The organism is Shewanella sp. FJAT-52076 (assembly GCF_019457455.1).
GTDB lineage: Bacteria > Pseudomonadota > Gammaproteobacteria > Enterobacterales > Shewanellaceae > Shewanella > Shewanella zhangzhouensis.
On record NZ_CP080415.1, the window covers coordinates 2,073,438 to 2,098,032 of the forward strand.

Consider the following 24,595-nt stretch of genomic DNA (forward strand, 5'->3'; position numbering starts at 1 on the left):
GTAAAGGTTTTTAACATTCAGGTAGCTGGAAGGTTGAGCTTATACTCGACACAGGATATGCTGACTTAGATCACATGTTTTAAAAGGGTGTTTGAATGTCGTTTCCGCATTTGTTGAAGCCATTGGATTTAGGCTTTACCCAGCTTAAAAACCGCGTACTCATGGGCTCTATGCACACGGGGCTCGAAGAAGAAAAGGGCGGCTTTGAAAAACTGGCTGCATTTTATCGGGAGCGTGCTGCCGGTGGCGTAGGTCTGATAGTGACCGGGGGAATTTCCCCGAATTTACGTGGCAGATTAGCGCCCCATGCCTCTTCGCTCAGTTTTCCCTGGCAGGTGAAACGCCACCGTATCGTTACAGACGCCGTACATGGCGCGGGTGGCAAAATCTGTATGCAAATTTTGCACGCGGGCCGCTACGGTTATCATCCGTTTTCCCTGGCACCCAGTGCCCTCAAAGCCCCCATTACGCCTTTTAAGCCGAGCGCCATGTCGGCCCGGCAAGTTCGCGGCACCATCAAGGATTACGCCACCAGTGCCAAACTGGCACGTAAGGCCGGCTACGATGGTGTGGAAGTCATGGGCTCTGAAGGGTACCTCATCAATCAGTTTATTTGCTCACGTACCAACAAGCGTCAGGACGAATGGGGTGGCAGTTTTGAAAACCGCAGCCGTTTCCCGTTGGAGATAGTGCGTGCCATTCGCGCTGCAGTAGGAAATGATTTTATTATTATTTTCAGACTGTCGATGTTGGATTTGGTGGAAGAAGGCTCCAGCTGGGATGAAGTGGTGGCGCTTGCCAAAGGGCTGGAAGAAGCGGGAGTCTCCATTATCAATACCGGCATCGGCTGGCATGAAGCCCGGATCCCAACCATTGCAACCAGTGTCCCCAGAGGCGCCTTTGCCTGGGTGACTGAGCGTTTGAAGCAAGAAGTGCGAATTCCGCTTATTGCGACCAACAGGATTAACACCCCGGAAATTGCCGAGCACATTCTGGCATCCGGCCAGGCAGATATGGTGTCTATGGCAAGGCCTTTCCTGGCGGACCCTGACTTTGTCAATAAAGCGGCTGCAGGGCATAGTGAGCTAATTAATACCTGCATCGGCTGTAATCAGGCCTGTCTCGATCATACTTTCAAGATGAAGCGTGCAACCTGTTTGGTTAACCCAAGGGCCTGTTACGAAACCGAGATTAATTTCCCCAAATCGTCGCAGCCCAAAAAGATAGCCGTGATGGGTGCCGGGCCTGCGGGAATGGCATTTTCCATTTATGCAGCCAGTCGCGGACATAATGTGGTGTTGTTTGAAGCCAAAGGGGAAGTGGGTGGTCAATTCAACCTTGCCCGCAAAATTCCCGGTAAGGAAGAGTTCGACGAAACCATCCGCTATTTTAATAACCAGATGCAGCAAACCGGTGTTGAACTCAGGCTTAACACCCGCCTCGATGCCTCAGTGCTCAATGATGAACACTTCGATGAAGTGGTGATTGCATCAGGGGTTGTTCCCCGCGCAGTGAAACTGCCTGGGTTTGATTCCCCCCGGGTGGTCAACTATCAGCAGGTGCTGAATGGTGAAGTAAGCGTGGGACAAAAGGTGGCCTTGATTGGCGCCGGCGGTATTGGCTTTGATATGGCCCATTACCTTGGTGAGAAGGACTCCAGTACGCTCGATCCCAAACGTTGGCGTGATCAATGGGGCATAGATGATGCCTACACAGCCCGCGGTGGCCTTAAGGCGCCGGTCAAAGAGCACGCCGAGCGTACCATTTACTTGCTCCAGCGCAAGACTACGCCCATGGGCAAGGGGCTTGGAAAAACCACGGGCTGGATCCACCGCACCGTGGCCAAGATGCATGGGGTTATTCAGATGAACGGCGTAAGCTATGAGTCCTTCGATGAGCAGGGCTTGCATATCCGTGTGAATGACGAGGCCAAGGTGCTCGATGTGGATACAGTCGTACTCTGCGCCGGTCAGGAGTCCAATCGGTGTCTGGTGGCCGAAATGGAAGCCACAGGTAAGCCTGTGCATTTGATTGGTGGCGTGGATGTTGCGGCAGAGCTCGATGCCAAACGGGCCATACGCCAGGGCGCAGAGCTTGCGATGCGAATGTAAACTCATCGGCATTGAGAATTGGTCTGAACGCCTTATTAAGGTGGGTTAATTTTTAATCTCCGATCATCAATATGCCTGCACTTGATGTTTAAGTCATGAAAGCCCGCATTACGCGGGCTTTCCTTTTATGAACGAGGCGAATTAAATGAACTAGGCGAACAAGGTGAGCTATGTGATCTGATACGCTGCAAAATGTGGCGCCTTTTTCGGTCGGTGCTAGCTTTACCAAGATACGTACATATCATCCAACCAAAACAGGAAGTTTCCCATGGGATTGCAAAAGACACGCCTTGTAAAATCGAGCGTATACCTTTTATCTGCTGCGGCAGTAGCAAGTGCGCTGAATCTGGCGACACCGCTGGCTTCGCAGGCGGAATACGATGAAGCACTCGCCGCTAAAGTGGGCGCCGATGAATACGGCATGAAATCTTATGTGATGGCGTTTTTAAAGAAAGGTCCGAACCGCAGCGGTACCGACGAAGAGCGGGCAAGGCTGCAACGGGCACATCTGGATAATATCGGCCGCTTGGCCAAAGAAGGAAAGCTGGTTCTGGCCGGCCCATTTTTAAACGATGGTGAGCTGCGCGGTATCTATCTTTTTGATGTGAAGACTGTGGAAGAGGCCAGGGCGCTTACAGAAAGCGACCCGGCCATAAAAGCGGGTAGCCTGGTGATGGAGCTGGTGCCTTGGTATGGTTCGGCCGCCATTACTCAGCTGCCTGAATTACATGAGAAGTTTGCCAAAAAAACAATCTGATTCAGTCTACCAAAACCGCCTTGGCTCTGGCATTGAGTGCCTGGGTATGCACAACTGTGTCGGCGCCCTTGGGACTGAGCGCCAAATTTAAATCAGACTCAGGTACGCAGCAGCAGGGCAGGCATTCGTCTGCAGAAAGCGCTGCCAGTGGCTCGGTAAAATAGGTTACAGATCCGCTGAGAACCTTGGTCTTACAGGCACCACAAAATCCGCTTCGACATTCAGAGAAGACACGGACTTTTTTGATTTCGAGAGCCTCCAGCAGAGACTGCTGCTGTCCATTGAACAGCAGCACGGGTTGTCCCTGAAGGCTGACGATAGGCGCCTTTTTAAAGATCAAAGTCGGAGAACTCATTTTCATCGACCGAGGCATCAATCTGACCGACCAGATAAGAGGAGACTTCCACTTCCTGAGGTGCAACCTGAACGGCATCGCTCTCCAGCCAGTTTTTCATCCACGGCAGCGGGTTGGTAGACTCTGGGTAGGGCAGAGCCAGGTTGACTGACTTCATGCGCTGATTGGTGATGTATTCAACGTACTGACACAGAATCTGCTCGTTCAGGCCAATCATGGAGCCATCTTTAAAGAGGTATTTGGCCCATTCTTTTTCCTGCTCGGCAGCCCGCAGGAAGAGATCGTAGGCTTCCTGCTGACACTCGATGGCGATTTCTGCCATTTCCGGATCGTCCTTGCCACCCTGCATGATATTGAGGATATGCTGGGTCGAGTTAAGGTGCAGCGCTTCATCACGGGCGATAAGGCGGATGATTTTGGCGTTGCCCTCCATGAGCTTACGCTCAGCGAAGGCGAACGAACAGGCAAAGCTGACGTAGAAGCGAATGGCTTCCAGGGCGTTCACCGACATCATGCACAGATACAGAGCCTTTTTCAGTGTGCGTACAGTCACATCGACTATATGGCCATCCACAGTGTGGGTGCCTTCACCGTGCAGATGGTAAATCTGAGTCAGCTTTATGAGCTCATCGTAGTAGGCCGAAATATCGCCTGCGCGCTTGAGGATCTCTTCATTTACCACAATGTCGTCAAACACCGCAGAAGGGTCGTTCACAATGTTGCGAATGATGTGGGTGTATGAGCGTGAGTGGATGGTTTCAGAGAAAGACCAGGTTTCAATCCAGGTTTCCAGCTCTGGCAGCGACACCAAAGGCAGGAAGGCAACGTTTGGACTGCGGCCCTGAATAGAGTCCAGCAAGGTCTGGTACTTTAGGTTGGAAATAAAGATGTGCCTTTCGTGATCCGGCAGCTTTCCAAAATCAATTTTGTCACGGCTTACGTCTACTTCCTCCGGTCGCCAGAAGAATGACAGCTGTTTTTCAATCAGCTTTTCAAATACTTCATAGCGCTGTTGATCGTAACGGGCAACGTTAACGGACTGGCCGAAAAACATAGGTTCGCGGGTTGCATCGTTGGGAGTTTGACAAAAAGTAGTGTAAGCCATGATTTCTTTATTCCGGTAAAAGGGGGCAAAGCCCCCTGTTAACACCTAATTTCCTTGTATTTGCCTGTGTTAAATCTTACAGGCACCACCGGCGCAGCCGTCGTCCTCTTTTTCAACCACAGCAATATCGTCATGCTGATCGGTCGCACCATCACGGGTGTTATGGTAGTAAAGGGTCTTGAGGCCCAGTTTGTAGGCGGTGAGCAGATCTTTCAGCAGCAGCTGCATAGGCACCTTACGCCCCTCAAACTTGGCGGGGTCATAGTTGGTGTTGGCAGAAATGGCCTGATCCACAAACTTCTGCATAATGCCAACCAGTTGCAGATAACCGTCGTTGGACGGCATTTGCCACAGCAGCTCGTATTCGTTGCGCAGTTCATCAAAGTCAGGCACGACCTGCTTAAGCTGACCATCTTTACTGGCTTTCACCGAAATCAGACCACGGGGTGGCTCGATACCATTGGTGGCGTTGGAGATCTGCGAAGAGGTCTCTGATGGCATCAGCGCTGACAGGGTAGAGTTACGCAGGCCGTAGTGCTTGATATCGGCGCGCAGTCCTTCCCAATCCAGATGCAGCGGCTCATTGCAAATCTTGTCCAGATCGCGCTTATAGGTGTCGATTGGCAGAATACCCTGAGAATAAGTGGTCTCATGGAACGCCGGGCAGGCACCTTTTTCCTTGGCCAGATTCATAGAGGCTTTCAGCAGGTTAAACTGAATGGCTTCAAAGGTCTTGTGGGTCAGGTTGTTGGCACTGCCATCTGAGTATTTTTTGCCGTTCTTGGCCAGGTAGTTGGCAAAGTTAATCACACCGATACCCAGAGTACGACGATTCATGGAGCCGAGCTTGGCTGCCTTGATAGGGTAGTCCTGATAGTCCAGCAGGCTATCGAGGGCACGTACCGCCAAGTCTGACAAACCTTCCAGCTCTTCAAGGTTCTCGATGGCGCCCAGGTTCAGTGCCGACAGGGTACACAGGGCAATTTCACCATTGGTATCATCGACGCTGTCCAGTGGTTTGGTTGGCAGCGCAATTTCCAGACACAGGTTTGACTGGCGGATAGGCGCAACGCTTGAGTCAAATGGGCTGTGGGTGTTGCAGTGATCCACGTTCTGCACATAGATACGACCGGTAGAAGCACGCTCCTGCATCATCAGTGAAAACAGTTCAACGGCCTTGAGCGACTTCTTACGGATGCTCGGGTCTTGCTCGTACTTGGTGTACAGGCGCTCGAATTCGTCCTGATCTTCAAAGAAGGCATCGTACATACCAGGCACGTCTGATGGACTGAACAGCGTGATGTTCTCACCCTTGATCAGGCGCTGATACATGAGTTTGTTGAGCTGCACACCATAGTCCAGATGACGGATACGGTTGTCTTCCACGCCGCGGTTATTCTTCAGTACCAGCAGCGACTCCACTTCCAGGTGCCAGATTGGGTAGAACAGCGTTGCCGCGCCGCCGCGTACACCGCCCTGGGAGCAGGACTTCACCGCAGTCTGGAAATATTTGTAGAAGGGCAGGCAGCCGGTGTGGAAGGCCTCACCGCCACGGATTGGGCTACCCAGGGCACGGATACGGCCTGCATTCACGCCGATACCGGCGCGCTGGCTCACGTACTTCACGATGGAGGACGCGGTGGCGTTGATAGAATCCAGACTGTCACCGCACTCAATCAGTACGCAAGAGCTGAACTGACGGGTAGGGGTACGTACACCGGACATGATGGGTGTAGGCAGGGAAATCTTGAAAGTAGATACCGCATCATAGAAGTCTTTTACGTACTTCAGGCGGGTCTCTTTTGGATAACCGGCAAACAGGCAGGCCGCAACCAGGATGTAGAGGAACTGGGCGCTCTCGTACACTTCGTGGGTGACGCGGTTTTGAACCAGGTATTTGCCTTCCAGCTGCTTCACGGCGGCGTATGAGAAGTTCATATCACGCCAGTGGTCGATGTAGCTGTCTAAAACGTCCAGTTCTTCTTTGGTGTAGTCTTCGAGGATGTGGCGGTCGTACTTGCCCATCTCAACCAGTTTGACCACATGGTCATACAGCTTTGGCGGCTCGAACTGGCCGAACGCTTTTTTGCGAAGATGGAATACAGCCAAGCGGGCGGCCAGAAACTGATAGTCCGGAGACTCGGGAGAGATCAGATCCGCAGCAGCTTTAATAATTGTTTCGTGGATGGCTTCGGTAGGGATGCCTTCAAAAAACTGCAGGTGTGAACGCAGTTCTACTTCAGAAACGGAAACATTTTTTAAGCCCTTGGCTGCCCAGGTAACCACGCGGTGGATTTTGTCGAGATCGATCTGCTCGCGTTCGCCACTGCGTTTTGTGACTGTCATGTTGCTATTCATTGAAGATAGGCCTTTATAGATTGGTATTGCCCTACATATCCATGTAAACAATCGTGCCATGCGCCCCGAACCAGCGCTTTATACTGGCACAACAAGCGTTTCGGGGTGGACACTTCTAGTGTGTCTGATTGCTACCAATACACAAGATATGGTGCTTATTAAAAGTTAAGATACAAGATAGTGAGGTAAGAGGGCATTTGCAAGTAAGAATTCGATGAAGAACTTGTGGATATCTTGAGGAAAAAAACCAACGTTAGTGTCGACTAACTTCCCAGCTCAATTTCCGTGTGCCATGTCGTTAATATGACACTTTTTTGACCCTGTCAGTGAAACGAATCGATCGCTTATCTTGCAAGCGATCGATTCATGATCCCTTGACAGTCACACTGCCGGCGTAACGAGCTTCAAACCCGCCTTAAAGGTGAGCAATCAAATCCTGAGGTTGCTTCAAATGTATATCGATTGGCCAATCATCGGCTTCATCGAGTGATGACAGATAACCCCAGGAAGCCAGTACTGAAACCATGCCGGCCTTGCGCGCCGCTTCCATGTCGCGTTTTGCATCCCCAAGATATAAGAGGTGTCCGGCTTTTCGTCCCAGATATGATGCGCCAAGTAACATGGGGGCTGCATCGGGTTTCCCCCGGGTGACAGTATCGCCACTGATAAGCGTGGTGCATTGCTGAGCAAGACCGAGTCTGTCCAACAACGGTCTTGCGTAGCGGGCAGCTTTATTGGTGACAATGCCCCAGGGAATTTGCCGACTGTTTAAATGGTCAAGCAACAGCGTCATTCCGGGAAACAGCTTGGCTTCAGTGCCGTTCACCTTAGCGTAGTGCGCTAAAAGCGCCTGCTGTACCTGTGTGGCTACAGCATCTTCAAGGCCAGGCTGCGCGGCTTTTACCAAGGCAAGGCTGCCGTGGGATGCTATGTGGCGCATTCGGTCCTGCTCCGCTTTGGAAAAACCAAAGTCATCCAGAGCAAGGTTGAGTGCTGCCACCAAATCCGGCGCTGTATCTACCAGAGTGCCATCAAGGTCAAACAACACTCCCCCCACTGATAGACGCTCACTCAAGGGGTTTTACCGTTGCAATCATGTAATTGACTTCAACACTGTTGGTATAGCGGAAAGTGCCGGTGATCGGGTTGTAGGTCACACCGGTGGCGTCTTTACAGAGAAGTTCGGTTTGGTCGACCATGGCGATAAGCTCAGAAGGGCGAATGAATTTGCCGTGATCGTGTGTTCCCACAGGTAGCATTTTCAGCAGGTATTCGGCACCGAGAATGGTTTCCACATAAGAGCGCAAGTTGCGGTTAATGGTGGAGAAGAACACATACCCACCCGGTTTGACCATGTCACAGCAGGCGGCTATCACCGACAGGGGATCCGGAACGTGCTCGAGCATTTCCATACAAGTGACCACATCATAGGCTTCTTTATTGGACTCTCTGTGCTCTTCTGCAGTGCAGCGCTCATAATTGAGGGATACACCAGTCTCGAGGGCATGTAATCTCGCCACTTCCAGCGGTTCATTGCCCATATCGATGCCGGTAACCGTTGCACCGAGGCGGGCCATGCTTTCAGAGAGAATGCCTCCGCCGCAGCCTACATCCAGCACTTTTTTGCCGAAGAGTCCGCCTGAAGTTTGATCGATGTAATTCAGTCGCAGCGGGTTAAGTTGATGAAGGGGTTTAAATTCGCCATCGGGATCCCACCAACTGGCGGCCATCTTTTCAAATTTGGCGATTTCCTGAATATCGACGTTTAAGGCTTCTGACATAGCGTCCCCGGTAACCTTAGCTCAACCCACCAAAAGGCGTTTGGGCGGAATAAATCAATTAGGTAGCGCCATTATATCTATTCCGGGCAGTAAACGAAGTAGCAAGCAAAATCGAGCAGGGTTTTCGTGCAAATTTTTGAGTTTTCGCACCCTTGTTGCTGCATTTGGTCCAAAAATTAGCCAATCATGGAATAGGGCCAAAGGCCTTGTGCTGATCTTGTCTAACTACTGACCAATCAGTTTGAAGGTATAAACCCTCTATCTCAATGAAAAATAGCGAAATATACGGATGAAATGTCTCGGCGGCAGAACTGCATTGATCACAGTCTTAAGGAGATTTGGACGAGGGGGTTTCGACATTAAATTACTGTGTTAGAATGCCAAATCACGTTTGAAGGCTCGACAATGACACGGAAAACGACTTGTCAGCTAATTTTCAGGGGATCGAGCAGTTTATGACTGATTTGGCTTCATCTATTTCGCCAATTAACATCGAAGACGAACTCAAGAATTCGTACCTGGATTACGCCATGAGCGTGATCGTAGGACGGGCACTGCCGGATGTGCGTGACGGCCTTAAGCCTGTGCATCGCCGTGTGCTGTTCGCGATGAACGAACTTAAAAACGACTGGAACAAGCCTTATAAGAAGTCGGCACGTGTGGTCGGTGACGTTATCGGTAAATACCACCCTCATGGTGATAGCGCTGTGTACGACACCATAGTTCGTATGGCCCAGCCGTTCTCGTTGCGTTACACCCTGGTAGACGGTCAGGGTAACTTCGGTTCTATCGACGGCGACGCCGCAGCAGCAATGCGTTACACCGAAATCCGCATGGAAAAGCTGGCCCATGAGCTGCTGGCTGATCTGGATAAAGAAACGGTAGATTTTGTGCCCAACTACGACGGCACAGAACAAATCCCTGCGGTATTGCCTACCAAGATTCCTAACCTTCTGGTGAACGGTTCATCCGGTATCGCCGTGGGTATGGCCACCAATATTCCGCCCCACAACCTGACCGAAGTGGTTAAAGGTTGTCTCGCGCTGATTGAAGAGCCTGAACTATCCATCGAGCAGTTGATGGAGTACATCCCGGGCCCAGACTTCCCGACTGCCGCCATTATCAATGGCAAAAAAGGCATAGAAGAAGCCTATCGTACCGGTCGCGGCAAGGCCATCATGCGTGCCCGCGCCGAAGTCGAAACCGAAGACAACGGCCGCGAGCGTATTATTGTCACCGAGATCCCGTATCAGGTGAACAAGGCCCGTCTGATTGAAAAAATCGCCGAGCTGGTAAAAGACAAGAAGATTGAAGGCATCAGTGGTCTGCGTGACGAGTCCGACAAGGACGGCATGCGTATCGTGATTGAAATCAAACGCGGTGAAGTAGGCGAAGTGGTTCTGAATAACCTCTACGCCCAAACCCAGATGCAGTCTTCCTTCGGCATCAACATGGTGGCACTGGCCAATGGTCAGCCAAAGCTGTTTAACCTCAAGGAGATGCTGGAAGCCTTTATTCTGCACCGCCGTGAAGTGGTTACCCGCCGCACCGTGTATGAACTGCGTAAGGCCCGCGACCGCGCCCACATTCTGGAAGCGCTGGCGGTTGCCCTTGCCAATATCGACCCCATCATTGCCCTTATCAAGGCCTCTGCCAGTCCATCCGACGCCAAGGCAGGCCTGATTGCCAAGGGTTGGGAGCTCGGCACAGTAAAAGCCATGCTGGAGAAGGCCGGTGACGACGCCGCCCGTCCAGAGTGGCTGGAGCCAGAGTTTGGTATTCGCGACGGTCTCTACTTTATGACCGAGCCACAGGCCCAGGCGATTCTGGACCTGCGTCTGCACAAGCTGACTGGTCTTGAGCACGAGAAGATCCTGCAGGAATACGAAGAGCTGCTGGAAATCATTGCCGGTTTGCTCCACATCCTCAGAAGCCCAGAGCGTCTGATGGAAGTCATCAAAGAAGAGCTTGAGCTTATTCTTGAGCAGTTTGGCGATAACCGCCGCACTGAAATCAACGCCTCTGCCGTGGACATCAGCCTTGAAGATCTGATTAACGAAGAAGACGTGGTAGTGACCCTGTCGCACCTCGGCTACGCCAAGTATCAGCCGCTGACCGACTACCAGGCCCAGCGCCGTGGTGGTAAGGGTAAGGCCGCGACCAAGGTGAAAGACGAAGATTTCGTTGAAAAACTGCTCGTTGCCAACACCCACGATACCATTTTGTGCTTCTCTGACTTCGGTAAGCTCTACTGGCTTAAGGTATACCAGTTGCCTCTGGCAAGCCGTCAGGCCCGTGGTCGCCCAATCGTTAACCTGCTGCCATTGCAGGAAGGTGAGCGCATTACCGCGATTCTGCCGGTGCGTGAATACGAAGAAGGCAAGTACATCCTGATGGCCACTTCTCACGGTACCGTGAAGAAGACTGCCCTGACCGAGTACAGCCGTCCACGTTCCAACGGTATTATTGCTGTGAACCTCAAAGACGGCGATCAGCTGATTGGCGTGGATATTACTGACGGCAGCAGCGAAATCATGCTGTTCTCTGACGCCGGTAAAGTTGTGCGCTTCAAAGAAGGCGAAGAAGTTGCAGTAGTTGATGAAAACGGCAACCCTTTGCTGGATGAAGAAGGCAAGCCGCAAATCAACTTCAAGGGCGTGCGCCCCATGGGCCGTGGTGCCACAGGTGTGCGTGGTATTGCCCTGGAAGATGGTCAACGTGTGGTGTCGCTGATTGTACCGAAAGACGACAGTGCCATTCTGACTGTGACAGCCAACGGCTTTGGTAAGCGTACCGAGCTTGCTGAATACCCAGCCAAGAGCCGCGCCACCAAGGGTGTGGTATCCATCAAGGTCACCGAGCGTAACGGCCCTGTGGTTGGCGCCGTGCAGGTGGGCGAAAACGATGAAATCATGCTCATCAGTGACAAGGGTACCCTGGTGCGTACCCCTGCCAACGGCGTGTCTATCATCGGCCGTAACACCCAGGGCGTGACCATCATCCGTACCGCGGATGACGAGCAGGTTGTTGGTCTGCAGCGTATCGATGAAATACAGGATGACGGCAGCGAATATCTGGAAGAGGGTGTTGAAGGCGCCGAAGGCGACATCATCGCCGAAGCTGATACACAGCCGACAGACGATGCCAACGACGAGGCATAATTGAAGACGGGCGCCCAATGGGCGCTCGTTTTTTTTGCCAAACAGATTTTTTATTTTTCCAAACGTGTGACTACCTACGGGTATCACCAAAGGCTAGCAAGGAGATCATGAGTGAGCGCGGTTTATAATTTCTGTGCCGGACCGGCGATGTTGCCGGCTGCCGTGATGAAGAAGGCACAAGCTGAGTTGCTGGACTGGAACGGGCAGGGGGTTTCTGTGATGGAGGTAAGCCACCGCGGTGCGCCCTTCATTCAACTGGCCAAAGACTCGGAAGCCGATTTGCGCGAGCTGATGAAAATCCCCGACAACTACCATGTGCTTTTTATGCATGGCGGCGGTCGTGGTCAGTTTTCTGCTGTTGTGAATAATTTTTTAGGTGATAACGGTAAAGCCCTGTATCTCGTTAGCGGACAATGGTCGAAAGCCGCCACCGAAGAGGCGAAAAAGCTTGCCGGTGATGACAATATTGATGTCATCAATGTGGTAGAAAAAGTGATTGGAATGAATAAGGTAGTCATTCCTGCACTGACAGGTGATGGCAGCGAATACCGTTATTTGCACTATTGCCCCAATGAGACAGTCGATGGTATCGAAATTTTTGATGATATCGAAAGTCCCTGGCCGATTGTGGCGGATATGTCCTCCAACATAATGTCACGGGAGATTGATGTCAGCCGCTTCGCCCTTATCTATGCCGGTGCCCAAAAGAACATTGGTCCATCGGGTTTATCCATTGTGATTGTGCGTAAAGACATGCTGGAGCTGCCGCAGCTGACTCAGTCTTCCATCATGGACTATCGCCTGACCGCCGAAAACGACTCCATGTACAACACACCGCCGACCTTTGCCTGGTATCTGGCTGCCGAAGTGTTCAAGTGGCTGAAATCGGTTGGCGGGATAAAGGGCATGGCCGAGGTTAACGCCGAAAAGGCGCGGCGCCTCTACGCCTGCATCGACAGTCTGGATTTCTACAAAAACGGCGTGGCGCCTGAAAACCGCTCGCAGATGAATGTGACCTTCCAACTGGCCGATGAGTCGCTCGATAAGGAGTTCCTCAAAGAAGCCGAAGCCTTAGGTTTAGTGGCGCTTAAAGGCCACCGCATTGTGGGTGGCATGCGTGCCAGTATCTACAACGCCATGCCGCTGGAAGGCGTAGATGCACTGGTGAGCTTTATGCAGGCCTTTGCTGCCAGGCACGCCGGCTGACAACTCGTATCGTCTGAAAAGAAATCGCTTAATAAAAAAGGACTGTCTCGGCAGTCCTTTTTGTTATCGGTGTACTCATTGGTTACAGCACGGCGATAATGGATTTGGCCAGATAATCCACGTTATCTTCGCTTATTCCGGCAATGCTGATGCGGCTTGAGCCTACCATGTAAATGCTGTAGTCCTTCATCAAAGTGTTTACCTGAGCTTCGCTTATGCCGAGGAAGGAGAACATGCCTTTTTGACGGGCGATAAAGGAAAAGTCGCGGCTGGCGCCCAGGGCGTGCAGCTTGTTGACCAGCATGGCGCGGTTGCCGTTGATGCGATCGCGCATCACTTTCAGTTCATCCAGCCACTGGGCCTTGAGCTCAGCTGAGCCCAGAATGGTTTCCACAATGGCAGCGCCGTGGGCCGGTGGCATGGAGTAGATGCAGCGCACCACATACAAGAGCACCGACAGCGACACGTCAGCCTGGGCGCTGTCTTTACCAATGATGGAGCAGGCGCCAATGCGCTCACGGTACAGGCCGAAGTTTTTCGAGCAGGAAGAGGCGAGCACCATGTTCTCAACAGCGGCAGCCATCGCGCGTACGCCGTAGGCATCTTCATCCACCCCATCGCCAAAGCCCTGATAGGCCATGTCGATAAAGGGCAGGAAGCCTTTGTCTTTGGCAACCTCGACCACGGCATCCCACTGGGCCGTGCTTAAATCCTGGCCCGATGGGTTATGGCAGCAGGCATGCAGCAGTACAGCGTCTTCTGCGCCAACCTGCTTAAGCGCTGTAAGCATCTCATCAAACTTCAGGCATTTATTGTCGTAATCGTAATAGGGGTAGGTTTTTACGGTTAAGCCAGCTGCCTGGAACAGCCCTGTGTGGTTGGCCCAGGTGGGGTCGCTCACCCAAATGGTGGCGCCGGGTTTGCATTTGGCGATGAATTCAGCGGCTACACGCAGGGCGCCGGTGCCGCCCGGGGTAGACACGGTGCGAATACGGCGGGTCTGAACAACCGGATGATCTGCGCCAAAGGCCAATGCGTTCATCAACTCATTGAAGGGCCCAGAGCCTGTGGGGCCAATGTAGACCTTGGTGGTTTCAGAATCGGTACGCAGCTTCTCGGCCGTTTTAACGCAATCGAGGATCGGCGTGTTTCCGGCGGGATCCTTATATACACCCACGCCGAGGTCGACTTTCTGTGGGTGGCTGTCTTCGCGGTATTTGGTCAACAGACCCAGAATGGGATCGGCAGGCAACGCCGAAAGATGCTCAAACATAATTCCTTCTACCTTGTAATCGTTGTTGGTAAAGCCGCAGGGAAAGGTATAACTGCTTGCACGGGAAATCTGTGGCGTGGTTACCGCCAAGCCTGATGCCTGTGCCAAGCATGACCAGAATGCCCTAGCATAGCCTGAAAGGGTTGCCGGGAAAAAGAGCCATAACTGCAAATCCCGCCATGATTGAAAAGGCAGTTGCGCGAATGGCAACAAATCTTGCAATCCTGAGCGACTTTTGGGGCAGTTTTTTGCGGATTTTGTGTTGATTGAACAAAAATCAGCATCAATCCGCCATTTTTTACTGAAAAACGGTTGAATCGCGGCGCGGGATCAGTAATTTAATTACCACGAAGACTCAAAAGGGATCGTTTTTTCCTCAAACGTAACGCAGGGCTTACAGCGTTGTAGCAAAGCCTTGCCAACTTCGGCCAATCCGGCCTTCACTCGCTTTTAATGAGAAGTACGAGAAATGGAACAATTACGTCTTGAGCCCGTATCCCGGGTCAACGGGGAAGTGAACATCCCCGGCTCCAAAAGTATCTCAAACCGCGCCTTGCTGCTGGCAACCCTGGCGAGCGGCGAAACCACCCTGGTGAACCTGCTCGATTCCGACGATATTCGCCATATGCTGAGTGCTCTGAAATGCCTTGGCGTAAGCTTCACCCTGTCAGATGACAAGACCCTGTGCACTCTTAAGGGCCTTGGCGGCCCCATTCATGCCGATAAAGCCTTTGAGCTGTTTTTGGGTAATGCCGGCACGGCGATGCGACCTTTGTGCGCGGCGCTGACTCTGGGAACCGGCGAATTTACCCTCACCGGTGAGCCGCGCATGGAAGAGCGCCCCATTGGCGACCTGGTGGATGCGCTGCGTCAACTTGGCGCCGATATCCGTTACCTTAAAAACGATGGCTTTCCGCCGCTCACCATTAATGCCACAGGGCTTGCCGGCGGTGTGGTGGAAATCGATGGCAGCCTCTCAAGCCAGTTTCTGACGGCACTTTTAATGGTGGCCCCCCTCGCGAAGGACTCAGTGACCATCGCGGTAAAAGGCGAGCTGGTTTCCAAGCCCTATATCGATATCACCCTGGATTTGATGGCCAAATTTGGGGTAAAAGTCGTCAACGACAACTATCAGCGCTTTGAAATTGCTGCCGGACAGCGCTATGTGTCACCGGGCAAAGTACTGGTTGAAGGGGATGCATCGTCAGCTTCTTACTTTCTCGCAGCCGGTGCCATTGGTGGCGGTGAAGTCAAGGTTACCGGCGTTGGCCGTCTGGCGGTGCAGGGCGATGTGAAGTTTGCCGATGCCCTTGCCGCCATGGGCGCCGACATCGAATGGGGTGACGATTACATTATCGCCCGTGGCAGCAAGCTTCACGGCATCGATATGGACATGAACCACATTCCCGATGCGGCCATGACCATAGCCACCGCAGCACTGTTTGCCAAGGGACCAACCCGGATGAGCAACATCTACAACTGGCGCATCAAGGAAACCGACCGTCTGGCCGCCATGGCGACTGAGCTTCGAAAAGTCGGCGCTGTTGTGGAAGAGGGGCACGATTACATCCATATCACACCGCCGGCCAAGCCTGTCCATGCCGAAATCGATACCTATAACGATCACCGCATGGCCATGTGTTTTTCACTGCTGGCCTTCGCCGATTGCGGTGTGACAATTAACGACCCCGGCTGTACCTCAAAAACATTTCCAGATTATTTCAATCGCTTCGCTAACTTAGCTGAATAAGTCTGAATGCGGTAAAAATGGGCTGTCATCTGATGGCCCATTCTTTTGCCGAAAATTTACACGGATCTTTATCAGGCCTTGATGTATAATGCCGCCCGCTCATTTTCGGTGAACCCATAGCATTCATGGAAGATGATATGTCTATTGTGGAGGATTTTATGTCTGAAAGGGCTCCAGTAGTGACTATCGACGGCCCCAGTGGTGCCGGTAAGGGTACCATTGCCCATTTGCTTGCCAAACACTATGGCTGGCAGTTACTCGATAGCGGTGCCATTTATCGCGTATTGGCGTTGGCTGCGCTGCACCATAACGTTGAACTTGAAAACGAAGAAGCCATCACCCTGCTGGCCGCGCATTTGGATGTGCAGTTTCTGGCCGGTGGTGACAAAGACGCCATCAAGGTGGTGCTCGAAGGTGAGGATGTGACCGGTGCCATTCGCACCCAGGAATGCTCCAATGCGGCTTCCAAAGTCGCGGCATTCCCGCGCGTCAGGGAAGCTCTGCTGCGCAGGCAGCGTGCATTTTGTCAGGCACCTGGGCTGATTGCCGATGGTCGCGACATGGGCACTGTGGTTTTTCCAACAGCACCTGCCAAACTTTATCTTACTGCATCTGCCGAAGAGCGGGCGCAGAGACGCTATAATCAGTTGCAGGACAAGGGCTTCGATGTTAAAATCGACCGCCTTTTGGCCGAGATCCAGGAACGCGATGACCGCGATATGAATCGCCCGGTTGCGCCTCTGGTTCCCGCTGATGATGCCCTGGTGATTGACACCACGGGTATTGGCATAGACGATGTGTTCGCCCAATGTGTGGCCCACATCAATGACAGATTATCCGCATCTGGCTTGTAAGCCGGGGGCGTATAGGAATTCGCTTCACGGATGAAGCGGATATAACTACTGACTCCAACGTCCAGGATGGTCGCTGGTTTATTACTTAAAGTAACTTAACATGACTGAATCTTTTGCTGATCTGTTTGAACAATCCCTTCAACAACTGGAGTTCCGTCCAGGTTCTATCGTTCGTGGTACTGTAGTTGCCATCGAAAACGGCCTGGTACTGGTTGACGCCGGTCTGAAGTCTGAGAGCCCAATCCCTGCCGAGCAGTTCAAGAATGCCCAAGGCGTTCTGGAAATCGCCGTTGGCGACCAGGTAGACGTAGCTCTGGACTCTGTAGAAGACGGTTTCGGTGAGACTCAACTGTCTCGCGAAAAGGCCAAGCGCCATGAAGCCTGGATCGTTCTGGAAAAAGCTTACGAAGATGCTGAGACCGTTATCGGTATCATCAATGGCAAGGTTAAAGGCGGTTTCACCGTTGAACTGAACGGTATCCGTGCGTTCCTGCCAGGCTCTCTGGTTGACGTTCGCCCTGTGCGCGACACTGCTCACCTGGAAAACAAAGAGCTGGAATTCAAAGTTATCAAGCTGGACCAGAAGCGCAACAACGTTGTTGTTTCCCGTCGTGCAGTTATCGAGTCTGAGAGCAGCGCTGAGCGCGACGCTCTGCTGGAGAACCTGCAGGAAGGTCAAGCCGTTAAAGGTATCGTTAAGAACCTCACTGACTACGGTGCATTCGTTGACCTGGGCGGCGTAGACGGCCTGCTGCACATCACTGACATGGCTTGGAAGCGCGTTAAGCACCCATCCGAGATCGTGAACGTTGGTGATGAAATCAATGTGAAAGTTCTGAAGTACGATCGTGAGCGTACTCGCGTTTCTCTGGGTCTGAAGCAACTGGGTGAAGACCCATGGCTGGAAATCAGCAAGCGCTACCCAGAAAACACTCGTCTGACCGGTCGCGTAACCAACCTGACTGACTACGGTTGCTTCGTTGAAATCGAAGAAGGCGTTGAAGGTCTGGTACACGTTTCTGAAATGGATTGGACCAACAAGAACATCCACCCATCCAAGGTTGTTAACCTGGGTGACGAAGTTGAAGTTCTGGTTCTGGACATCGATGAAGAGCGTCGTCGTATTTCTCTGGGTCTCAAGCAGTGCAAGACCAACCCATGGGAAGACTTCGCTAACCGTTACAACAAGGGCGACAAGGTTTCCGGTAAGATCAAGTCTATCACTGACTTCGGTATCTTCATCGGTCTGGACGGCGGTATCGACGGTCTGGTTCACCTGTCTGACATTTCTTGGAACGCCACCGGTGAAGAAGCCGTTAGCGAGTACAAGAAAGGCGACGAAATCGAAGCCGTTGTACTGTCTGTTGACCCAGAGCGTGAGCGCATCAGCCTGGGCGTGAAGCAGACTGAAGACGATCCATTCAACGGCTACGTTGGCGACAAGAAGAAAGGTGCTATCGTTAACGGTACCGTGACTGCTGTTGACGCCAAAGGTGTGACTGTTGAGCTGGCTGAAGGCGTTGAAGGTTACATCCGTGTTGCTGACATCAGCCGTGACCGCGTAGAAGACGCTTCTACTGTGTTCGCAGTTGGTGATGCCGTTGAAGCCAAGTTCATGGGTGTGGATCGCAAGAACCGCAACGTGAGCCTGTCTATCCGTGCAAAAGACGAAGCTGACGAAAAAGAAGTTATGGCAAACTTGAACAAGTCAGACGACGCTGTTATTAGTAATGCTATGGCCGAAGCGTTCAAGGCCGCTCGTAAGTAATTGCCAAATATGAGGGAGTTGGATTTCCCGCTCCCTCATCGCGGCTGTGTTTGGCTTGATAATAGGGGTAGCTAGGATGACTAAATCCGAACTGATCGAAAAACTCGCCACAAGGCAGTCGCAACTGTCGGCGAAAGAAGTAGAGAGTGCAGTCAAGGAAATGCTGGAACAGATGGCCACTACGCTGGAAAGCGGTGAGCGTATCGAGATCCGCGGCTTTGGCAGTTTCTCACTTCATTATCGTGCGCCTCGTACTGGCCGCAATCCCAAGACTGGTACATCAGTCGAGCTGGAAGGCAAGTACGTTCCGCACTTTAAGCCCGGCAAAGAGCTGCGCGAGCGTGTTGACGCTGTTAACGTCTAAGACACGTTGATTAAAAAAGCCTCCCTGTGGAGGCTTTTTTGTTTATCCGTACTACAGACACTGGTCAGCCAAGTGAAATTCTTGGATAATCAGCCCATTGACATGCGTTAAGGAGGCAGCCGTGAAAGGATTTTTTGTGGCCTTGGTCATTGCTCTGTTGTTCGTATTGGCATTACTGCTTGGTTCACGCAACGAGCAGCTTGTCACCATCAACTATTTTGTGGCGCAGGGTGAGTTTCGATTACCCGTCGTTCTCGCGAGCGTATTTTTTGCCGGTTTCCTGCTGTGCTGGTGTTTTGCTGTGTACCACATCGGCAAACTCAAGTATGCGCTTTCCCGGGCAAATCGGAAGTTACAGAAACTCGAGCCGCAGACCGCGACCAATCCGGCTCCTCTGGTTTCTTCGGGTGAAGTGAAGTCCTGATATGCTGGAAATTCTGTTTCTGCTGCTGCCCATTGCCGCCGGATACGGTTGGTATATGGGACGTCGCAGTTTACGTCAGAACCAGCATCACCAACGTAAAAAGCTCAGCCGCGATTATTTCACCGGCCTGAATTACCTGCTCTCCAACGAATCCGACAAAGCTGTAGATTTATTCATCAGCCTGCTGGATGTGGATGATGAAACCATAGACACCCACATGTCCCTGGGTGCGCTGTTTCGTAAGCGCGGTGAAGTCGACCGCTCCATTCGTATCCATCAAAACCTCATCGCCCGCCCAAGTTTAACCACAGAGCAGCGCGATGCGGCCATGATGGAGCTTGGCAAAGACTACATGGCAGCCGGGTTCTACGACAGGGCCGAAGAAATATTCCTGGCATTGATTAAAGAAGATGATCACAGCGAAGAAGCTGAAAATCAGCTTATTGCCATCTATCAGATCATCAAGGAATGGCAAAAGGCCATCGATATCACCAAGGGGCTCTCTAAAAAGCGCCAGCAATCCTTAAAACCCATTGTCGCCCATTTCTACTGTCAGCTAGCGGACGAAGCCAAAACCGCAGATGAAAAGCAAAAGCTTTTGAGCCAGGCGCTCAAGCAAGACCCAAATTGCGGCCGGGTGCTGCTAACCCTGGCTAAACTGCATCTCGATGAAGCGCGATTGAGCGATGCTGCCGCCATGTTGACCAGCCTTGCTGAAGTCGATGTTTTACTCTTTGCTGACGGTATTAAAATTGCCCGCCAGGTATACGCCGACCTCAATGATAAGGAAGGGTATCGCGAATTACTGGCGCAGGCGCTCGCCAATGGTGGCGGCGCGTCAGTCGTGGTGGCACTGGCAGAAGAAATGGTCGCCAGAGGCCAGATAAAAATGGCTGAAAAAATGCTGCTGGATAACCTCTATCGGCAGCCCAGTATGAAAGGCTTCTCCGAACTGATGAAGCTGCATTTAGCCCAAGCCGAGGAAGGGCAGGCGAAAGAAAGCCTTTCTTTACTTGAACAATTGGTCGAACAACAAATAAAATTCCGTCCCGCCTATCGCTGTAAGTCCTGTGGCTTTCCGTCACACGCACTCTACTGGCATTGCCCTTCCTGTAAATCCTGGGGCAGCATTGCCCGGGTGAAAGGATTGGACGGCGAATAACCTTAGTCCCACTGCATCGGAGATCCCATGAGAGACAAGCCCATTCTGGTTGCCCTTGATTTTGACAACAAGTATTCAGCGTTGCAGTTGGTTGATAAGCTCGATCCCGCCATGTGCCGCCTCAAGGTGGGCAAGGAAATGTTCACCCTGTTTGGGCCAGAGCTGGTCAAAGACATCCAAAATCGTGGTTTCGACCTGTTCCTTGACCTTAAATTCCACGATATCCCCAATACTGTGGCCAAGGCAGTTGCCGCTGCCGCTGAGTTAGGCGTATGGATGGTGAACGTCCATGCCTCAGGTGGTTTTGCCATGATGGACGCCGCGCGCAAAGCCTTGCTGCCATACGGCGACAATGCGCCGCTGCTGATTGCCGTGACTGTGCTTACCTCCATGAGTGATGACGATCTGAAGCTTTTGGGCATCGATGTTGGCGCCGCTGAGCATGTGAAGCGTCTGGCCAAATTGACCCGGGATGCAGGTCTTGATGGCGTGGTGTGCTCGGCCCAGGAAGCCACTATGCTTAAAGACCTGTGTGGCCGTGATTTTAAACTCATTACCCCGGGTATTCGCCCCGAGGGGAGTGACGCAGGCGATCAGCATCGCATCATGACACCCGCTCAGGCTCTGCAAGCGGGCTCGGATTACCTGGTGATTGGTCGTCCCATCACCAAGTCTGCTGATCCGCTTAAGACACTGACAGAAATTCACCAGTCAATCCGCGGAATATAAACCACAGGGCCCCGTTAACCGACACTCACGGCTGAAACGCAATTAGTGCTGACAAGGAGTTAAGATGTTCGACTTTCACGGGAAAAACATTTTGGTGGTTGGCGGTACCAGTGGGATCAACTTGGGGATTGCCAGGGCGTTCGCGAAAGCCGGGGGCCGGGTTGCGGTAGCGAGTCGCAGTCAGGATAAGGTCGATGCGGCGCTTACACTCCTGACTGGTGATAATCCAGAGGTAACGCCGCTCGGTGTCAGTTTCGATGTGCGTGACAATGACGCTGTTAATGACGGCATTAAGGCTTTACATCAAGGGCTTGGCAGCATAGATGTGCTTATCAGCGGCGCGGCAGGAAACTTCCCGGCGCCTGCTGCGGTAATGAGTGTAAACGGCTTCAAGTCGGTGATGGACATTGACCTTCTTGGCAGTTTTCAGGTACTGAAAGCCTGTTATCCTTTGTTGTCACGCCCGGGTGTGATTCTGCAGATTTCGGCCCCTCAGGCGTTTGTCCCCATGCCGATGCAGGCCCATGTGTGTGCTGCCAAGGCCGGTGTTGATATGCTCACCCGTACACTTGCGATGGAATGGTCCCAGGAAGGAATTCGGATTAACTCCATCGTACCTGGCCCCATTGAAGGTACAGAAGGCTTTGACAGACTCGCTCCCGGTGATGCCCTCAAGGCACGAGTGGCGCAAAGTGTGCCGCTTGGACGAAATGGCAGCATCACGGATATCGCCAACTGCGCACTATTTCTGGCGTCTGAATTTGCCAGCTACATCAATGGGGTGGTGTTACCGGTTGATGGAGGCTGGTCACTGGGCGGTGCCAGTACAGCCATGACAGAGCTTGGGCAACTCTTATCAAAGCAGAGCAAAGGCCCGGCTTAAGTCTGGTTACTTACATTGACCAGCATCAGGTTTAAAAAAGTACAACTGAATAGATTGCAATAAAGAGAGAGCATCATGGCTAACGCATTACAGGAGCAGCTGCTTAAAGCGGGGCTGACCAGCAAGCAAAAGATAAAAGACGTTAAAACCAAAAAACGCCGTGATCGAAAAAGCAATGTGGATGATGGGTCCGCGGCCCTTAAACAGAGCATCGCCGAACAGAAGGCATCCCAGGCGGCGCAGGATAAGGCACTTAACGAAAAGCGTTTTCAGGAAGCCGAAGCCAAGGGCCAGGTGCGCAGCCTGATCACAGAGCTTAAGCGCCTTGCCATCAGCTTACCTGAACATGCCGATGTGAAATTCAACTACACCATCGGCAGTAAAATTTACAGCGTTTACATCAACGAGAAGATCCAAAATCAGTTGCTTGGTGGCCACCTCGGAATAGTACGCCACGAAGACAGCAGCTACTTGGTACCGCATAAACTGGCTGAACGGGTGAATCTGCTGGTTCCGGAATGGTGTGGCTATCTGTGGCAGGAAACTGATAACCAGCCACCCATGGCAGAAGAGGATGATCCTTACGCCGACTATGTGATCCCGGACGATCTCATGTGGTAATCGATGTAACAAAACGAGCCCCGGTTAACAGACCGGGGCTTTTTTATGGCTATGCTTGTGGAATGGATTGAGTTTCCCGCCTTTATTCGATAAATTGAAACAACTGTTTAAATTCACCGTTTGAGAATAGCCAATGAATCCCTACCAAGCGCCACTCGGCGAGATGCGTTTTTTGCTGGAACATGTGTTTAATGCTGAAGCGACCTGGCAAGGTCTTGCGTCCCTCGAGGGCATGGTTGATATGGACACGGCGCTGGCGATTTTAGAAGAAGCCGCCAAGCTGAACAGCGAATTGGTGCATCCCATCAACCGTGCAGGCGATGAAGAGGGTGTTGGCTTCAGCGAGGGTAAGGTAACCACGCCAAAGGGTTATAAAGAAGCCTATAACGCCTTTGTTGAAGGCGGCTGGATAGGTCTTTGTGGCGACCCGGAATACGGCGGCATGGGCATGCCCAAGATGCTCGGCGTGCTGGTTGACGAAATGGGCTACAGCGCCTGTAACGCCTTTAATCTCTATGGTTCTTTGACTGCAGGGGCAGCGCTGGCCATTAACGCCCATGGCTCAGATGAGCTTAAGAGCACCTATTTGCCCAAGCTTTACAGTGGTGAATGGGCTGGTGCTATGGACATGACAGAGCCGCAGGCTGGCTCTGACCTTCGCCACATCCGCACTCGCGCCGAGCCCCAGGAAGATGGCAGTTACCTGGTTACCGGCAGCAAAATATTTATTACGGGTGGCGATCAGGACTTGACTGAAAACGTGATCCACTTGGTGCTTGCGAAAATCAGTGGCTCCAACAGTCTGTCGCTGTTTTTAGTCCCCAAAATTGCTGTTGATGACAGCGGCAATTTGACTGAGCCCAATGGCGTTTCAGTGGGCAGTATAGAACACAAGATGGGGCTTAAGGGCTCTGCAACCTGTGTCATGAACTTCGACAGTGCCCGTGGTTGGCTTATTGGCCGTGAAAACAAGGGGCTCGCCTGCATGTTCACCATGATGAACTATGAGCGCCTTGCCATCGGTATTCAGGGGCTCGGCAGCGCACAGGCAGCAGTGCAAATGGCATCTGACTATGCCAAAGAGCGTTTGCAGGGTAACGCCGTTGGCAGCACAGCCGCGGCAGATCCCATTTTGGTTCATGGCGATGTTCGTCGTATGCTGCTCACCACCCGCACACTTACCGATGGGGGGCGGGCACTGGCAGTACACACAGGCAAGCAATTGGATTTGGCTAAGTTTGCCGACGATGACGCCGTTAAAACCAAAGCAGGGCGTTATGTGGGACTGCTGACCCCGGTGGCCAAGGCCTTTTTAACCGACCGAGGTCTTGATATCACCATCATGGCGCAGCAGGTATTTGGCGGCCATGGCTATATCCGTGAAACCGGGATTGAGCAGCTGGTGCGTGACACCCGCATTGCCCAGATTTATGAGGGTACCAACGGCATTCAGGCCATCGACTTTCTGGGGCGCAAGGTCACTGGCGATAATCTGTCAACCCTCAAGGAGTTCATTGCCGAGCATATTGAGGTGCTAAGCGGCACCTGTGACAAGGCAAATGCACTGAGAGCCGGCTTTGCAGATTTCGTCGCTGTGGCAACCTGGATTAATGATAATAAGCTAAACCGCCCCGCGTTAATCAATTCGGTGGCAGTAGATATGCTGGATGCGTTTGGTTACCTGCTCTATGGCTATTATCACTTGCTGATGCGTGATGCGGCCAATGCCGCCGGCAGTGAATTGACAGGCGCAAAAGCGGCTTACTGCGACTACTACTTCGCCAAAGTGATGCCAAGAGCGGAAGCGCTGCTGCGAGCAGCAAAAGCCGGGGATGAGCTTTTAATGTCACTGCCTGACGCTTATTTCTGATAGGTGACAAACCAGGTGCTGATGCGCGATATAAAAAAGGGCCGTTTATCGGCCCTTTTTACT

At 52.3% G+C, this 24,595-nt stretch carries 20 protein-coding genes; 14 read left to right on the forward strand and 6 right to left on the reverse strand.

Annotated features, from left to right (window positions below; genetic code table 11):
* The first annotated feature begins 95 nt into the window (after positions 1-95).
* Together K0H79_RS08890 and K0H79_RS08895 are read left to right on the forward strand one after the other, a co-directional pair.
* The gene (locus tag K0H79_RS08890) at positions 96-2,111 is read left to right on the forward strand and encodes an NADPH-dependent 2,4-dienoyl-CoA reductase (RefSeq protein ID WP_220077996.1); all 2,016 of its coding nucleotides are present in this window, start codon (positions 96-98) and stop codon (positions 2,109-2,111) included.
* 268 nt (positions 2,112-2,379) lie between these two features.
* Entirely contained in the window at positions 2,380-2,868 is a 489-nt protein-coding gene (locus tag K0H79_RS08895) for a YciI family protein (RefSeq protein WP_220077997.1), read from the forward strand.
* Position 2,869: 1 nt separating this feature from the next.
* On the opposite strand, the gene yfaE is transcribed toward K0H79_RS08895, so the two are convergent.
* From yfaE to ubiG, 5 genes are all read right to left on the reverse strand, one after another.
* The gene (gene yfaE / locus K0H79_RS08900) at positions 2,870-3,229 is read right to left on the reverse strand and encodes a class I ribonucleotide reductase maintenance protein YfaE (RefSeq protein WP_408733376.1); all 360 of its coding nucleotides are present in this window, start codon (positions 3,227-3,229) and stop codon (positions 2,870-2,872) included.
* Positions 3,198-4,328 carry a class Ia ribonucleoside-diphosphate reductase subunit beta gene (nrdB, locus tag K0H79_RS08905; RefSeq protein WP_220067688.1) on the reverse strand — a complete coding sequence of 377 codons (1,131 nt, stop codon included), beginning with the start codon at positions 4,326-4,328 and terminating at the stop codon, positions 3,198-3,200. Before nrdB ends, yfaE begins: the two co-directional genes overlap by 32 nt.
* A 69-nt stretch (positions 4,329-4,397) precedes the next feature.
* Positions 4,398-6,686, reverse strand: coding sequence for a class 1a ribonucleoside-diphosphate reductase subunit alpha (gene nrdA, locus K0H79_RS08910; RefSeq protein ID WP_220077999.1), 2,289 nt, complete (start codon positions 6,684-6,686; stop codon positions 4,398-4,400).
* 415 nt (positions 6,687-7,101) lie between these two features.
* Entirely contained in the window at positions 7,102-7,731 is a 630-nt protein-coding gene (locus tag K0H79_RS08915; protein ID WP_408733377.1) for an HAD family hydrolase, read from the reverse strand.
* 22 nt (positions 7,732-7,753) lie between these two features.
* A complete protein-coding gene (gene ubiG, locus K0H79_RS08920) occupies positions 7,754-8,467 on the reverse strand; it encodes a bifunctional 2-polyprenyl-6-hydroxyphenol methylase/3-demethylubiquinol 3-O-methyltransferase UbiG (RefSeq protein WP_220067690.1) in 714 nt (237 codons plus the stop codon).
* 455 nt (positions 8,468-8,922) lie between these two features.
* On the opposite strand from ubiG, the gene gyrA reads away from it, so the two are divergent.
* Together gyrA and serC are read left to right on the forward strand one after the other, a co-directional pair.
* Entirely contained in the window at positions 8,923-11,628 is a 2,706-nt protein-coding gene (gene gyrA / locus K0H79_RS08925; protein WP_220078000.1) for a DNA topoisomerase (ATP-hydrolyzing) subunit A, read from the forward strand.
* A 111-nt stretch (positions 11,629-11,739) separates the two neighbouring features.
* A complete protein-coding gene (gene serC / locus K0H79_RS08930) occupies positions 11,740-12,834 on the forward strand; it encodes a 3-phosphoserine/phosphohydroxythreonine transaminase (RefSeq protein WP_220078001.1) in 1,095 nt (364 codons plus the stop codon).
* Between the two features lie 82 nt (positions 12,835-12,916).
* On the opposite strand, the gene K0H79_RS08935 is transcribed toward serC, so the two are convergent.
* Positions 12,917-14,107, reverse strand: a complete 1,191-nt coding sequence (locus K0H79_RS08935) for an amino acid aminotransferase (protein ID WP_220078002.1) — start codon at positions 14,105-14,107, stop codon at positions 12,917-12,919.
* A 469-nt stretch (positions 14,108-14,576) separates the two neighbouring features.
* Between K0H79_RS08935 and aroA the strand changes: the two genes are divergently transcribed.
* The 10 genes from aroA (at position 14,577) to K0H79_RS08985 (ending at position 24,532) form a co-directional block, all read left to right on the forward strand.
* Positions 14,577-15,857, forward strand: a complete 1,281-nt coding sequence (gene aroA, locus K0H79_RS08940) for a 3-phosphoshikimate 1-carboxyvinyltransferase (RefSeq protein ID WP_220078003.1) — start codon at positions 14,577-14,579, stop codon at positions 15,855-15,857.
* A 158-nt stretch (positions 15,858-16,015) separates the two neighbouring features.
* Positions 16,016-16,711 (forward strand): (d)CMP kinase, encoded by a 696-nt coding sequence (gene cmk, locus K0H79_RS08945; protein ID WP_220067693.1) that lies wholly within the window; start codon positions 16,016-16,018, stop codon positions 16,709-16,711.
* 100 nt (positions 16,712-16,811) lie between these two features.
* Entirely contained in the window at positions 16,812-18,479 is a 1,668-nt protein-coding gene (gene rpsA, locus K0H79_RS08950) for a 30S ribosomal protein S1 (protein WP_203326981.1), read from the forward strand.
* A gap of 76 nt (positions 18,480-18,555) precedes the next feature.
* Positions 18,556-18,843 carry an integration host factor subunit beta gene (ihfB, locus tag K0H79_RS08955; RefSeq protein ID WP_011759850.1) on the forward strand — a complete coding sequence of 96 codons (288 nt, stop codon included), beginning with the start codon at positions 18,556-18,558 and terminating at the stop codon, positions 18,841-18,843.
* A 121-nt stretch (positions 18,844-18,964) separates the two neighbouring features.
* Positions 18,965-19,267, forward strand: a complete 303-nt coding sequence (locus K0H79_RS08960; RefSeq protein WP_220067694.1) for a LapA family protein — start codon at positions 18,965-18,967, stop codon at positions 19,265-19,267.
* 1 nt (position 19,268) lies between these two features.
* On the forward strand, positions 19,269-20,429 hold the full coding sequence (gene lapB, locus K0H79_RS08965) for a lipopolysaccharide assembly protein LapB (protein ID WP_220078004.1): 1,161 nt from the start codon (positions 19,269-19,271) through the stop codon (positions 20,427-20,429).
* Between the two features lie 27 nt (positions 20,430-20,456).
* Positions 20,457-21,158 carry an orotidine-5'-phosphate decarboxylase gene (gene pyrF, locus K0H79_RS08970; protein ID WP_220078005.1) on the forward strand — a complete coding sequence of 234 codons (702 nt, stop codon included), beginning with the start codon at positions 20,457-20,459 and terminating at the stop codon, positions 21,156-21,158.
* Between the two features lie 64 nt (positions 21,159-21,222).
* Entirely contained in the window at positions 21,223-22,041 is an 819-nt protein-coding gene (locus K0H79_RS08975; RefSeq protein ID WP_220078006.1) for an SDR family oxidoreductase, read from the forward strand.
* Between the two features lie 75 nt (positions 22,042-22,116).
* On the forward strand, positions 22,117-22,662 hold the full coding sequence (locus K0H79_RS08980; RefSeq protein WP_220078007.1) for a DUF2058 domain-containing protein: 546 nt from the start codon (positions 22,117-22,119) through the stop codon (positions 22,660-22,662).
* A 133-nt stretch (positions 22,663-22,795) separates the two neighbouring features.
* Entirely contained in the window at positions 22,796-24,532 is a 1,737-nt protein-coding gene (locus tag K0H79_RS08985; RefSeq protein WP_220078008.1) for an acyl-CoA dehydrogenase, read from the forward strand.
* Positions 24,533-24,595: the final 63 nt, after the last annotated feature.

What these genes read in the sequence shown, in the direction of transcription:
- K0H79_RS08890 (WP_220077996.1), top strand. Translation starts at nt 96, where the DNA reads ATGTCGTTTCCGCATTTGTTGAAGCCATTGGATTTAGGCTTTACCCAG.
- K0H79_RS08895 (WP_220077997.1), top strand. Translation starts at nt 2,380, where the DNA reads ATGGGATTGCAAAAGACACGCCTTGTAAAATCGAGCGTATACCTTTTA.
- yfaE (WP_408733376.1), bottom strand. Translation starts at nt 3,229, where the DNA reads ATGAAAATGAGTTCTCCGACTTTGATCTTTAAAAAGGCGCCTATCGTC.
- nrdB (WP_220067688.1), bottom strand. Translation starts at nt 4,328, where the DNA reads ATGGCTTACACTACTTTTTGTCAAACTCCCAACGATGCAACCCGCGAA.
- nrdA (WP_220077999.1), bottom strand. Translation starts at nt 6,686, where the DNA reads ATGAATAGCAACATGACAGTCACAAAACGCAGTGGCGAACGCGAGCAG.
- ubiG (WP_220067690.1), bottom strand. Translation starts at nt 8,467, where the DNA reads ATGTCAGAAGCCTTAAACGTCGATATTCAGGAAATCGCCAAATTTGAA.
- gyrA (WP_220078000.1), top strand. Translation starts at nt 8,923, where the DNA reads ATGACTGATTTGGCTTCATCTATTTCGCCAATTAACATCGAAGACGAA.
- K0H79_RS08935 (WP_220078002.1), bottom strand. Translation starts at nt 14,107, where the DNA reads ATGTTTGAGCATCTTTCGGCGTTGCCTGCCGATCCCATTCTGGGTCTG.
- aroA (WP_220078003.1), top strand. Translation starts at nt 14,577, where the DNA reads ATGGAACAATTACGTCTTGAGCCCGTATCCCGGGTCAACGGGGAAGTG.
- cmk (WP_220067693.1), top strand. Translation starts at nt 16,016, where the DNA reads ATGTCTGAAAGGGCTCCAGTAGTGACTATCGACGGCCCCAGTGGTGCC.
- rpsA (WP_203326981.1), top strand. Translation starts at nt 16,812, where the DNA reads ATGACTGAATCTTTTGCTGATCTGTTTGAACAATCCCTTCAACAACTG.
- ihfB (WP_011759850.1), top strand. Translation starts at nt 18,556, where the DNA reads ATGACTAAATCCGAACTGATCGAAAAACTCGCCACAAGGCAGTCGCAA.
- lapB (WP_220078004.1), top strand. Translation starts at nt 19,269, where the DNA reads ATGCTGGAAATTCTGTTTCTGCTGCTGCCCATTGCCGCCGGATACGGT.
- pyrF (WP_220078005.1), top strand. Translation starts at nt 20,457, where the DNA reads ATGAGAGACAAGCCCATTCTGGTTGCCCTTGATTTTGACAACAAGTAT.
- K0H79_RS08975 (WP_220078006.1), top strand. Translation starts at nt 21,223, where the DNA reads ATGTTCGACTTTCACGGGAAAAACATTTTGGTGGTTGGCGGTACCAGT.
- K0H79_RS08980 (WP_220078007.1), top strand. Translation starts at nt 22,117, where the DNA reads ATGGCTAACGCATTACAGGAGCAGCTGCTTAAAGCGGGGCTGACCAGC.
- K0H79_RS08985 (WP_220078008.1), top strand. Translation starts at nt 22,796, where the DNA reads ATGAATCCCTACCAAGCGCCACTCGGCGAGATGCGTTTTTTGCTGGAA.